We start from the raw sequence: 12616 nt of genomic DNA on the forward strand, positions 1-12616 counted from the left end.
ACACCCTTTAGCATGCTAAAGGGTGTCTGGCACGCGTTCTTTCTGTAGAGTGCTAAAGCGTGTTAGTGTTTGAATTGGTTGAGTTGTTCTTCTAGTTGGTTAATCATGGTCTGTAGTTGAACAGATTGTTGTTGTACGTTGGTGAATGTGCGTTGTTGTTCTTCAGTAGAAGCGGAGATCTCCTCAGTTCCTGCAGCCGTTTCTTCTGTAATAGCGCTTACGCTTTGCATGCTCGATGATACTTGCTCACTCCGATTGAGGGAGTCATCCATATTCTGTACGAGTTGGTGTAACTCCTTATGAATCATCGTGACATGTTCATGAATAGAAGTGAACGCTGTTCTAGACTCATTCATGGTCTCTTCTTGCTTCGTGGAAATAGATGTGGATCGGCTAGTATCCTCTTCTATCATTTGAATTCCATTTTGAATTTGCTCCACCATGCTGAAGATTTGTTCTGTTGCGTTTCTAGATTGGTCTGCGAGCTTACGAACTTCTTCAGCTACAACTGCAAAACCTTTTCCGTGTTCTCCCGCTCGGGCAGCTTCAATCGCTGCGTTAAGAGCAAGAAGGTTGGTTTGCTCAGAGAGATCATTAACAAGCTGAGATGTCTGGTGAATTTCATTTGTATACTGGACAAAGGATTGAACCGATTGTTCGATCGACCTTGTGGCTACAATGCTCTTATCTAGTAGGTCTTGTTGGTTCTCGATCGATCGTTGCCCGATTTCAACACTTTGGAGCGCGTTTTCACTTTGTGCGCTTGCGTTTCGGCTAGCTTCAACATTTGACTGAAATCCGTTATGCATTTCATCCATTAAGAATGAGGCATCCTGGATATCTGTTGAGATGGATTGGCTGCCTTGTGCTAGCTCATCGGTAGAGGTTGCCACTTGGATCGAGCTTTCTGATAGAGTATCAATGTTGCTTTTTAGTCCTAAACTGAACTCTTGTACTTCTTTCCCCATCGTTTCAATTGATTGGATGGTTTCCTTTAAATGGTCAACCATTTCTTTAAAGGAAGAGGCCAATTGTCCAATTTCATCCTTACGATTTGTCATAGCAACTTGCACAGTTAAATCGCCGCTTGCAATCGTTTGGGCTTTTTTAGCCAATTCTCGAATTGGGTTTGCTGTTTGAGCAGACATCCTCCAAGAAGACAATACGGAGAAGAGAATCAGTGCTCCGCTTGCAATTAAAGTGATAAGAATAAGTTGTTCAATTTCATCTTTTCGGCTTTGGATCTGACCCTCATGCCATTGGTTGGCTGTGTAATTAATCATATAAGCATCATTTAAAATACCTCCGGCTCTTGAAGCTTGGCGACTAATCTCATTTGTATCATTGGAGGCCAGATATTGTTCGGATTTGCTTTTTAAAGAAGCATACTTTGATTCAAGCTGGTCGAACCATTTCTGTTGTTCTTCGTTTTTTAGCTGATCCTTTAAAGCAACAATCTCGCTATTTACCGAATCTAATAAATCTGTTGACTCTAGTTTGCTGGCTTCTGATGGGTTGTTGGCAAAGTTATTTAATGATTGCTGAAGCGTCACAACACTTCCATTCAAATGTTCAGCATCAAGGAGAAGTTTAACCTCTTGAGTAGAAGACTCTTGTACTTGTACCATCTGTGTAATGACATAACCAATAAGGACTAAGCTTAATATGAGGGGGATGGAAGATAGTAATAAAATCCGTTTACGTAGAGACATCTTACTCGTTGCCCCCTTTCTGCATGACTTCCTCAAGGGTATCTCGTTGTGGGTTGGTCAGTTGTATAATACGAATGGGAGCTAAGCCCACTGCATCTTCTTCTAAACCTAGTTGAATATGCTTCCCTTGTTCGAAGGAACTTTCTTTAAGTTGCTTGGCAATATCAAACAAAGCAACATCAATGCGTTTCATCATTGATGTGACGATCGACTTTTCAGCTAAGAAGTATTGATCACTATCTACACCAAATGAGTAGATGCCTTGCTTTTGAGATTCTTTCAAAGCGCCGACACCTGCATACCCTGCTACAGGGAATATATGATCAGCTCCATCAGCAATTTGCTTATCTGCAAGCTCAGCCGCTTTATCATCATTGTCGAAATCACCTATGTAATCTACTGACACAGTAGCGTCTGGGTTTGCTTTTTGCACGCCTTCTTTGAACCCTTTCTCAAAATTCTTTACAACAGGAATGTCCATGCCCCCGATAAACCCAACGTGGTTTGACTCGGTACGCATACCAGCAATCAGACCGATTAAGTAACTTCCCTCATCTTCTTTGAATGTGAGAGAGGTAACGTTTGGTTGCGAGGATACAGCATCAATAAGCAGGAACTTCTGATCCGGGTATTTCTTAGCCATCTCTTCAACCGCTTCTTGTGACTCGAACCCTAATCCTACAATTAAGTCATGGCCTTCTTTGACGAGATCTTCTAAATAACCGACGTAATTCCCAGTGAGCGGCTCTTTATAATTGAAGAAAACACCTAACTCGTCACGCGCCCGCTCTAGCCCTTGAAGCGCCGAATCGCTAAATGAATTATCTCCAAGTCCGCTGTCCGTGACCAAGAGGCCAATTGTTTTCTTTTCTTCTGCCTTACTGGATTGACTTACTTGTGAACAAGCGCTTAATAACAACGACAATCCAATCATCCATAGAAAAAGTGTTTTTTTCTGCATGACATAACCCCTTTATTTCGTAATTTCACACATAGTCTATATATCGGTATATATAATGCTTGATTTAATACTCTGGAGGGGATTAAATAGTAAGAAACAAGAAATGAAGGAGAAATGTCACTGTGATTCGAAAAGCAACAAGAGAAGATTTAGAGCGCATCATGGAAATTGTAGAAGCTTCAAAGTTATTAATGGCAGCAACGGGTAGCGATCAGTGGGATAAAGCCTATCCTCTTTACTCCGACTATGAAAATGACGTTATACAGGGGCGATTATTTGTCTATGAAGAAGGAGGTTGTGTCTATGGAGTTGCTTGTTTTAATGAAGAAGAGCCTGGGCATTATTCGCACTTACCGTGGTCTAAGCCAGAAGAAGAGAGTGTACTGCTAACACAAAGGCTAGCGGTCGACCCAGTTGTGAGAGGGAAGGGAATTGCTGAATCTTTCTATAGCTACGTTGAACAATTAGCAAGTAAGAGAGGGATCCAATTTTTAAAGACCGATACGTATTCCTTGAACCCAGCTGCCCAACGAGTGTTCCAAAAAGCTGACTATACCTACATAGGGGAGTGGAGCACCCCAGAGCGCAAGGCACCATTTTACTTTTATGAGAAACATATAAAAGAGGGATAATAAAAAATTCCCCTTCACCAAAAGGGAAGGGGGGAATTTCTTATTGGTTGAAGGCCTTCGCGAGAAGTTCATAAGAGCGAAGTCGTTCTTCAAATGGATTGATAATGGTATTTACAATGATTTCGTTCACATTATAGGCGCGAGCAAGGTGCTCGATTCTTTCTTTTACTTGTTCAGGGTTGCCAACAATCATGCGTTGCCTGTTTTCGCGGACTCGCTCTTTTTCGAAGATCGAATAAGGATACTGACTGGCCTCTTCAGGAGAAGGGAAGCCTTCACGTTTGGCCCCTTGTTCAATTTTTAAAATCGATACATCTAAGGATGACGCTAAATACTCAGCCCGTTCCTCCGTTTCAGCACACACAACAAAAACAGATACGTTTCCTTGGGGCTCTTCTTGTTGAATCGATGGCGTGAAGTGGTTCGAATAGCGATCCATGGCTCGCGTGCCACCAAAGCCGTTAATGAAATGGGCAAATGAATAAGAAGCACCAAGGTCTGCGGCTAGTCTGGCACTTGTTCCACTTGAACCAAGCATCCAGATAGGCGGAGTGGTACCTGTTTGTGGAGTGGCACGCACGTCAAGGCTATAAGGGTCTTGGCCGTGTAAATAAGCCATTAATTCCCTTACTTGTTTAGGATACTCCTCAACATTCGGGTACGAACCGTCGTTTAAGGCATAATTGACGTTAGGCATCCCGCCTGGCGCACGGCCAATACCTAAATCAATTCGACCTGGATAGAGCGTTTCGAGCACCCTGAATGCTTCGGCTACTTTATAAGAACTGTAGTGAGGAAGCAGGACTCCTCCTGTACCCACTCGAATGTTTTCGGTGTTTGCTGCAAGGTGAGCTACTAATACCTCAGGAGCGGAACCAGCTAAGCTTTGTGTGCTGTGATGCTCCGATACCCAGTAGCGATGATACCCCAACTGATCGACATGTTTTGCAAGTTCTGTTGTTTGTTGAAAGGCGTCCGCTGGAGTTTGCCCGATTAGGACAGGTGATTGATCCAGTACGCTTAGTTTTATAGTCAAAGTGCACCATCCTCATAATTGTTCATCATCTTTATTTATTATCAGAGAAAACCCTTATCCCATGCAAAAATATTGCTTTCATGACACTGTCATCGCGATTTGTTTTACATCCTCGTCGAACGCTTGTCTATATTTTGACAAAATATCACAAACCCGTATGGTAAACTGAGGGAAAAGATAGAAAGAATAACGGGGTGAGCATGTGTCTTCAATTCCTATTATCCAAACGCAATTAAGACCACCTGTGGTCCAGGAGCGCTTTGTTCGAAGGGCATCTTTGCAAAAGAAGGTGGCTTCTATCACAAGATATCCATTAATCTGCATGCACGCTGGAGCGGGGTACGGAAAGAGCACGGCTCTAACACTATTTGTGCAGGACAGCGGTTTAAATATTGCCTGGTATAGCGTTTCATCAAACGATGATGATCTTATACCGTTTCTAACAAAGTGGATCTATTCTCTCCGGGTGCAGGAACCTTCGTTTGGCGAACGTATGCTGGATGAACTGAATAGTTTTCATCAAATTCACCATAAACATGAAATAGCAAGACTGGTTTCTCTAATCGTGAATGAGTTAAATCAGATACACCATCCAATCTACTCCATCATTGATGACTTTCACCATCTCCATCATTCTGCGAATATAAAAGAATGGATTGAACTATTCTTTGAACATCTACCACCACATGTACATATTATTTTGTCTAGTCGTGCAAGGATCCGCTGGAATATAGTGACCTCTTTAAAAGTAAAGGGGAATCTCATGGAACTGACTCAAGAAGACCTCCTATTATCAGAAGAAGAGATGGGACATATACTTGAGGATTTATACGACGTGCAAGTAAAGTCGGACGACCTACACGCCATTCATCGTACTACAGAAGGGTGGGCCATTGCGTTTGAAATGATTTTACAACAGCTTCAAGCCGGTGTGCCTGCGAAAAAGATCCTTCAAAATCGATCCGCTTCATTACACGACCTATTTGATTACTTAGCTCAGGAAGTGTTAGCGAAGCAGTCCCTCATGGTTCAGCAATTTTTGGAACAAACCTCTATTCTTGATGTGCTATCAGCTGAGGTTTGTGATGCTGTATTAGGCATAGCGGGATCAGAAAGTATGCTTGAACAGTTGGCAACTCAACACCTTTTTTTACAACGAATCGACGAAACCCACTACCGCTATCATGCACTAATTAAAATCTTCCTCCAAAACCGTATGAAACAAAAAGACATTCGCGCTTTTCGTCAACTGCATGCAGTAGCTACGAGCTTTCATGAAACTAAGGGAGATAGGGAAACGGCGCTCTATCATGCCAATCAATTAGAAGATGACGAACGAGTATCTGACATACTAGAAAAATACGGGAAGGTTATGATTTCATCAGGAAAGCTCCAAAGTCTCTATGATTCTCTGAAAGAATTATCAAGAGTTGTGAAAGAGCGACGTCCCATGCTTTGGTATTTTGAAGGCGAGGTGTTACGCTATCGTTCACTATATGAGCAATCAGAAACGTGTTACAAGAATCTTTATTATATTGGAAAGAGCCGATCAGATTCCTATATTACGAGTCTAGCTTTAGAAGGGAGGGCTCGCATTTATCTTGATACCATTCAACCTGAACAAGCAGAACGATTCTTGCAGCAAGCCATTGAATACAGAGAGAAGGCGGACGTAGACAAAGAAGAAATGGCCCAACTTTATCATCTTTTAGCCGAGAACTTATTAAATGCCGGACAAGCGCGTAAGGCAGAAAGCTGGTTTAACCGAGCGAAAGATCTTAATTTACCTCTTCAAGATGATAATTTCGAAGCGCGCCTTTACTTGCGCACAGGGCGACTGGAACAAGCGGAGAAGGTCTTGTTAACTCGAAAAAAAGAACAGCCTCTCCATGGAAATCAAGTTTTGCCTCGTTCCCACCGGGAAACCGATATTTTATTGTCGATTATAGCGGCCTTTATGGGCAAAGGAAATGTAAGTAAGAAACATGCCGAAGAAGGAATAAAGCAAGGGATTCAGGTACAGTCCCCTTTTGTGGAGGCATGTGGGTGGATGAGAATTGGGCATGCTGTTCAGTTGCTTAATCGTTATGAGCCTGACCTTGCTGAACGTTGCTATCAAACGTCTCTTGAAATGATGGAAACTCTTAATGTTTCAAGAGGGAAAGCAGAGCCATATATGGGACTTTGTGTACTATATGGAGTGCAAGGTGACTATGAGAAAGCGGTGGAAGCAGGGAGAAGCGGGCTTTATGAAACAGAGCTTGTCCGCGATGTGTGGCTTTCTTCATTAATTAAATTATGCATGGCAATCGCAGCTGTCTATAATCGCAAATATGAGAGGGCAGAAGAGGAACTTCAAATCATTGAAATGCAGTTTCAACAGTGCGGAGACCAATATGGACTGATGCTTACTTCGTATTGGAAAGCGTATATAGGTTGGGAAGTGGGGGATGAAGAATCATTTCAAATGGAAATGAGAACATTTCTTCAACGCGTTCAGACAGGGCATTATGAGTTTTTCTTATCTGAACGGACGACATTCGGCCCTATTGATTTGCAAAACACCGTCCCTCTTTTATTTGAAGCAAGAAGTCTGCACATTTATGAGGCGTTTGTCTCGATGATGATATCTAAGCTTGGCTATGGCCAACGTGATAACCACCCTGGATTCACCCTTCGGATTGAAACATTAGGCCCTTTGAAACTTCATATGGGTACAAACGTTATTCGAGAAGAAGACTGGCAACGAGGGAAAGCGAGGGAATTATTCGAACTTCTTATTACGAAACGGAAGCATTTAGTAAGGAAAGAAGAGATTTTAGCCGCTTTATGGCCTGATCAGGATGAAGAGAGTGCCAACCGTGGTTTTAAAGTAGCATTAAATGCGTTATTAAAAACAATAGAACCAAACCGGAAAGCCAGAGGAGCATCTTTTTTTATTAAGAAAGAAGGAAGCGCTTACGGGTTACATCCTGAATCGGGTTATGAATTAGATAGTGCATTATTTGAAGAATGGGTGGAAGCCGGCTTAAAAGAAAGCGAACCTGCTCAAGTGAAAGAGATTTTAGAACGAGGATTGTCTATGTATAAGGGGGATTACTTACCCGAAAGGCGTCTGACAGATTGGTGTTTACATGAACGAGAACGCCTTCAAGTATTATTCCTCCGAGGAGCTGAAAGGTTAGCGCAGCATTGTGTACGATTAGAAGAATATGATACGTGTATTCATTGGTGTGAAAGAATTTTAACAGTGGATGCGACGTGGGAAGAGGCTTATAGGTTAATGATGTTTAGTTACTATCAGCGCCACAACCGTCCTCAGGCGATTAAATGGTATCAGAAGTGTTGTCGTGTCCTTGAGAAAGAACTAAGTGTATCGCCAATGGAGTCCACGCAGGATATGTACCAGCTCATCCAAAATGAAAAGACCGTTCAAAGTTACATTTAAGGATAAGAGAAGCATGGAATGGGTTAACCCATTTCATGCTTTTTTCATAACAATAAGAATTTGTAACTATCTTGTAACTCTTGTTCTCTACCATCAAGTTATCAGTACAAATTATTTAAATGAGTTAAAGGGGGAAGGTTGAAATGATGGTAAAACGCGGGTTCAGTTTGTTGGTATTTTTAATGTTACTTGTATTTGTAGCGGCTTGTAGTAGCGATGACGCGTCTTCTGATGGTAATGAAGAAGAAGGGGAGACAGAAGAAACGACAGATACTAGTGGAGAAGAGGCTGCTTCAGGTGAGCCGATTAAGATTGGAGTATTAGCTTCCTTGTCAGGCGCTCTTGAATCATATGGAAAGCAAACGAAGCAAGGGTTTGAGCTGGGCATTGAATATGCAACAGAAGGTACAAACGAGATAGCAGGTCGCCCGATTGAAGTCGTCTATGCAGATACAGAAACAGATCCTAAAGTGGCTCGTCAAAAAGCCATTGGGCTATTAGAGGATGACAACGTTGATTTCCTCGTAGGCTCCTCAAGTTCAGGAGATACACTAGCTGTTTTGCCACTAGCAGAAGAATATCAGAAGATTATGGTCGTAGAGCCGGCTGTAGCGGATAGTATTACCGGGAAAGACTGGAATAAGTATGTCTTCCGTACAGCGCGTAACTCATCTCAAGATGCGGTGGCAGGAGCTGCGGCCATCGCTAAGGATGGGGTTAAAATCGCGACACTTGCTCCTGACTATTCATTTGGACGTGATGGGGTAGCAGCGTTTACCAAAGCGGCTAAAGATTTAGGAGCTGAGATTGTCCATGAAGAATACGCTGATCCAACAGCGACAGATTTTACAGCTAACATCCAAAAGATCATTCAATCTGAACCTGATTACTTATTTGTTATTTGGGCAGGAGCAAATTCCCCTTGGAACCAAATTTCTGACATGAAGCTTCAAGAAAAAGGAATCAAGATTTCTACTGGTGCGCCAGATATTGCTGCACTAAGTACAATGAAGGAACTCGTTGGCATGGAAGGGTTTACTGTGTATTATCATACTCTTCCTGATAATGAAGTTAACGATTGGTTGGTGGAGAAGCATCAGGAGAAATTCGGTTCTGTTCCTGATCTGTTTACACCAGGTGGCATGAGTGCAGCTTTATCGATTACAGAAGCTTTAAAACAAACGAATGGTGAAGTGAACGCAGATGAATTGATTACAACAATGGAAGGCATGAGCTTTGAAACTCCAAAAGGAACGATGACGTTCAGAGCTGAAGACCATCAGGCTCTGCAATCTCTATATAAGATCACACTACAAGAACAAGACGGCTTGGATTATCCGGTTCCAGTGTTAGAACGCGTGTTGACGCCTGAAGAAACGGCACCACCAGTACAGAACTAAATCATATAAACGAGAACTTCGGTGGGAAATCCATGCCGGAGTTCTTGTTTCATGAACAAGAGGAGGGAACCTATGACTTCTATATTGGAAACGAAAGATTTAACCATCGCTTTTGGTGGGCATGTGGCTGTTGATCATATATCCGTGCAAATTCCTGAGAAACAATTCACCTCTGTAATCGGGCCAAACGGCGCGGGGAAAACGACTTTTTTCAATCTACTAAGCGGTCAACTTCAGCCAACAGAAGGGGAGATCCTTCTACGGGGCGAATCCATTACAAAGCTTCGTCCCACAAAGAGAACTCGAAAAGGGATAGGTCGTTCGTTTCAAATGACGAATGTATTTCCGAACCTAACCGTATTGGAAAACGTCCGCTTAGCTGTTCAAGCACGTAATCGTGTTCGTTTTCAAATGCTTCGCCACTTCACAGGTTATAAAGATTTTCAAACCGAAGCGCATGAATGGTTAGAGCAGGTTCTTCTTCAGGATAAAGCCCAATCCTTAGCCAATAATCTGGCTCACGGGGAGAAACGAAAGCTTGAGATTGCCATGCTTCTTGCATTAGAAACAGAAATCCTTCTCCTAGATGAACCAACAGCAGGTATGTCGATTGAAGAAGTGCCAGCCATTTTAGATGTGATTCAATCGATTAAAGAAAGAGGCGATCGTACCATTGTCTTGATTGAGCACAAGATGGATATGATCTTAGACTTATCCGATCACGTTCTAGTTCTCTTTCACGGAGAGCTGCTAGCCCAAGGATCCCCTGAAGAGATAATGAAAAATTCGACCGTTCAGTCTGCGTACTTAGGAGGTCTGTATAATGGAGACTCTGCTTAACGTAAATGGGATTGAAACGACCATAGATCAGTTTCATATTCTTCATGATATTGAATTTGAGGTACCTAAAGGAGAGGTCACGGTTTTGCTAGGCCGAAACGGGGCCGGGAAAACAACGACACTCCGAACGATTATGGGACTGAATCCAGCTAGTCAGGGTGAAATCTTTTTTAAAGGAGAAGACATAACGAAGTTGCCTCCCTATAGGATTGCGAGAAAAGGTATTGGTTATGTCCCTGAGGATCAGGGCATTTTTAGCGGGTTAACAGTCGAAGAAAACATGAAAGTGTCTATGCAAAAAGAAGACCGTGCAACGCTTGAAAGGATGGAGTGGATTCTTGATTTATTTCCGGACTTGAAAAAGTTTTGGAAGAAGCCAGGTGGCCACTTGAGCGGTGGACAAAAACAAATGCTTTCTATAGCCAGAGCTTATGTAAATGAAAATGAGTTACTTTTGATTGATGAACCGAGTAAAGGTCTTGCTCCAATCATCGTTGAGAAGGTCATGGAGTCCATCCAACAGATGAAAGAGAAAACAACCATTGTACTCGTAGAGCAAAACTTCATGATGGCCAGTCAAATTGGGGATCGCTATTATATTTTAGATGATGGGCAGACCGTACATCAGGGCGGTATGAGTGAATTGAGCGAAGACGAAGGGCTAAGAAAGAAATACTTAGGAATTGCGTAGAGGGGAGGGGAAGATATGGATCTGCTACTCAGCTTAACCGTAAATGGTCTTGCTACAGGGATGTTGATTTTTCTTTTAGCCGCAGGGCTTACACTTATCTTTGGGTTAATGGACGTCTTAAATTTCGCTCATGGAGGTTTGTTTGCTTGGGGTGCCTATAGCGGAGTATGGGTATATGATTTAACTGGAAATTTCTTCGTAGCCATTATAGGGGCAATAGTAACGGGACTGTTGCTCGGAGTGCTAACAGAGTATCTCATTATTAGGCCAGTGTATGGGAATCACGTTCAGCAAATTCTTATTACGCTTGGATTTATGATCGTTTTATCTGAAATGCTAAAGGTTGTCTTTGGACCTGATCAAAAAGCAGCTCAACCCCCAGCCTTTATGGATGGTTCCTTTATGGTTGGAGATGTCATCCTTATTAAGTATCGTTTGTTTATCATTCTTATAGGGGCTTTGGTCTACGCGGTTACATTTTATATTTTACAGAAAACAAAGGTCGGCTTAATCGTAAGAGCCGGTGTTATGGATAAAGAAATGGTGCAGTCTCTCGGGATTAATATTCGTCTCGTATTTATGCTCGTATTTATGGTTGGATCAGCCCTTGCTGCCCTTGGGGGAGTATTACTCGCTCCTTATTCTGGTGTAATTTATGCTGAAATGGGCATGGAGTTTGCTATTTTAGCTTTTATCGTCGTTGTCATTGGCGGGATGGGAAGCTTTACAGGTTCTCTCTTAGCAGCTTTGTTAGTTGGATTGGCCCAATCATTTATGGCTTATTATTATTCAGACCTTTCGCTCGCTGTTAACATGCTTCTGATGGTAGCGGTTCTTGTATTCCGTCCGCAAGGTTTATTTACAGGAAAGGGGTGATGAAACGTGAGAGCGCTAAAAGTTGACCGTAGCACTGGAATCTATGCATTGCTGTTTTCCTTTCTTTTACTTGTTCCATTTTTCTACGATAACAGAACCATTTTATTTTTGATGACGCAAATCTTTATCTTTGGCATATTCGCGATGAGCTATGATTTGTTGCTTGGGTTTACAGGAATCGTATCATTTGGCCATGCCATGTTCTTTGGAATCGGGGCGTATAGTGTGTCTATCATGATTGATCGGAATGAGCCTACGATTCAGTATCTTCTGCTAGGAACGATTGTAGGGGTCGTCATCGCTGGTGTGGTCAGCCTTCTGGCCGGTCTTCTTACACTAAGATTAAAAAGTCATTTCTATGCGATGCTGACTCTTGCCTTAGCTGGGTTGTTCCTCGTGTTGGCTGAGAAATGGAGAGGGCTAACGGGTGGGAATGATGGTTTCACGATGCAAATACCAGAATTCTTTAAAGACCGGGATCATCTGTACTTAACTTGCCTTGTCTCTCTTATTATTCTATTTTTCCTTGTTCGAAGATTTACTCAGTCTCCAGCAGGGCGTGTGGTGATGGCAATCCGTGAAAATGAACAAAGGGTGGAATCGATTGGCTTTTCGATTATGTTTTATAAAGTAGCAGTGAGTGTGATCTCCGGTATTGTGGCTAGTGTGGCCGGGGTACTCTATATCCTGTCACTCCGATTTGTGGATACGAGTGTGTTTGCAACCGATGTTACGTTAGATGCGCTGTTAATGACTATTATCGGTGGAGTGGGAACGTTAATTGGTCCGTTAATTGGAGCTGGTCTTATTGAGGTAGCTCACCACTATCTATCTGAACTGGCTAGTGTTCACTGGATCTTCGAAAGATGGCTGATTTTATTCGGGATCGTTTACATCTTAGCCGTCATATTCTTCCCTAGAGGAATCGTAGGGAGTTTACAGTACATGTGGGTGAAGCGAAAGACAAAGAAAAAATCATCTTCAAAAGGGAAAGATATTGCAAGCTAAAGGAGGGGAAGA

Annotated in this window: 10 protein-coding genes; 7 read left to right on the forward strand and 3 right to left on the reverse strand. The window is 42.5% G+C overall.

Features of this window, described 5'->3' with window-relative positions:
- Positions 1 to 62: 62 nt before the first annotated feature.
- Both ACYX4O_RS01215 and ACYX4O_RS01220 read right to left on the reverse strand, forming a co-directional pair.
- Positions 63 to 1712 carry a methyl-accepting chemotaxis protein gene (locus ACYX4O_RS01215; protein ID WP_476353888.1) on the reverse strand — a complete coding sequence of 550 codons (1650 nt, stop codon included), beginning with the start codon at positions 1710 to 1712 and terminating at the stop codon, positions 63 to 65.
- Position 1713: 1 nt separating this feature from the next.
- The gene (locus ACYX4O_RS01220) at positions 1714 to 2673 is read right to left on the reverse strand and encodes a BMP family lipoprotein (RefSeq protein ID WP_476353890.1); all 960 of its coding nucleotides are present in this window, start codon (positions 2671 to 2673) and stop codon (positions 1714 to 1716) included.
- Between the two features lie 122 nt (positions 2674 to 2795).
- Here ACYX4O_RS01220 and ACYX4O_RS01225 point away from each other — a divergent pair, with 122 nt between their 5' ends.
- Positions 2796 to 3305 carry an N-acetyltransferase family protein gene (locus ACYX4O_RS01225; protein WP_476353892.1) on the forward strand — a complete coding sequence of 170 codons (510 nt, stop codon included), beginning with the start codon at positions 2796 to 2798 and terminating at the stop codon, positions 3303 to 3305.
- A 40-nt stretch (positions 3306 to 3345) separates the two neighbouring features.
- Here ACYX4O_RS01225 and ACYX4O_RS01230 read toward each other — a convergent pair whose 3' ends face one another.
- The gene (locus tag ACYX4O_RS01230; RefSeq protein WP_476356969.1) at positions 3346 to 4335 is read right to left on the reverse strand and encodes an LLM class flavin-dependent oxidoreductase; all 990 of its coding nucleotides are present in this window, start codon (positions 4333 to 4335) and stop codon (positions 3346 to 3348) included.
- A gap of 208 nt (positions 4336 to 4543) precedes the next feature.
- Between ACYX4O_RS01230 and ACYX4O_RS01235 the strand changes: the two genes are divergently transcribed.
- The 6 genes from ACYX4O_RS01235 to ACYX4O_RS01260 all read left to right on the forward strand — a co-directional run bounded on the left by ACYX4O_RS01235 (position 4544) and on the right by ACYX4O_RS01260 (position 12604).
- Entirely contained in the window at positions 4544 to 7789 is a 3246-nt protein-coding gene (locus ACYX4O_RS01235) for a winged helix-turn-helix domain-containing protein (RefSeq protein ID WP_476353894.1), read from the forward strand.
- A gap of 143 nt (positions 7790 to 7932) precedes the next feature.
- Positions 7933 to 9189 carry a substrate-binding domain-containing protein gene (locus ACYX4O_RS01240; protein WP_476353896.1) on the forward strand — a complete coding sequence of 419 codons (1257 nt, stop codon included), beginning with the start codon at positions 7933 to 7935 and terminating at the stop codon, positions 9187 to 9189.
- A 72-nt stretch (positions 9190 to 9261) separates the two neighbouring features.
- The gene (locus tag ACYX4O_RS01245) at positions 9262 to 10029 is read left to right on the forward strand and encodes an ABC transporter ATP-binding protein (protein ID WP_476353898.1); all 768 of its coding nucleotides are present in this window, start codon (positions 9262 to 9264) and stop codon (positions 10027 to 10029) included.
- Positions 10013 to 10720: an ABC transporter ATP-binding protein gene (locus tag ACYX4O_RS01250; RefSeq protein WP_476353900.1), complete on the forward strand. Its 708-nt coding sequence runs from the start codon at positions 10013 to 10015 to the stop codon at positions 10718 to 10720. The genes ACYX4O_RS01245 and ACYX4O_RS01250 overlap by 17 nt, the downstream gene beginning before the upstream one ends.
- 15 nt (positions 10721 to 10735) lie before the next feature.
- Positions 10736 to 11596 (forward strand): branched-chain amino acid ABC transporter permease, encoded by an 861-nt coding sequence (locus ACYX4O_RS01255; protein WP_476353902.1) that lies wholly within the window; start codon positions 10736 to 10738, stop codon positions 11594 to 11596.
- Between the two features lie 6 nt (positions 11597 to 11602).
- Positions 11603 to 12604: a branched-chain amino acid ABC transporter permease gene (locus tag ACYX4O_RS01260; RefSeq protein WP_476353904.1), complete on the forward strand. Its 1002-nt coding sequence runs from the start codon at positions 11603 to 11605 to the stop codon at positions 12602 to 12604.
- The last annotated feature ends 12 nt before the right edge of the window (positions 12605 to 12616 follow it).

The organism is Pontibacillus sp. ABV4_188, from assembly GCF_056311905.1.

Bases quoted from the DNA above. Each gene is read 5' to 3' on its own strand.
- ACYX4O_RS01255 (WP_476353902.1), top strand. From the start codon at position 10,736: ATGGATCTGCTACTCAGCTTAACCGTAAATGGTCTTGCTACAGGGATG.
- ACYX4O_RS01215 (WP_476353888.1), bottom strand. From the start codon at position 1,712: ATGTCTCTACGTAAACGGATTTTATTACTATCTTCCATCCCCCTCATA.
- ACYX4O_RS01245 (WP_476353898.1), top strand. From the start codon at position 9,262: ATGACTTCTATATTGGAAACGAAAGATTTAACCATCGCTTTTGGTGGG.
- ACYX4O_RS01220 (WP_476353890.1), bottom strand. From the start codon at position 2,673: ATGCAGAAAAAAACACTTTTTCTATGGATGATTGGATTGTCGTTGTTA.
- ACYX4O_RS01250 (WP_476353900.1), top strand. From the start codon at position 10,013: ATGGAGACTCTGCTTAACGTAAATGGGATTGAAACGACCATAGATCAG.
- ACYX4O_RS01240 (WP_476353896.1), top strand. From the start codon at position 7,933: ATGATGGTAAAACGCGGGTTCAGTTTGTTGGTATTTTTAATGTTACTT.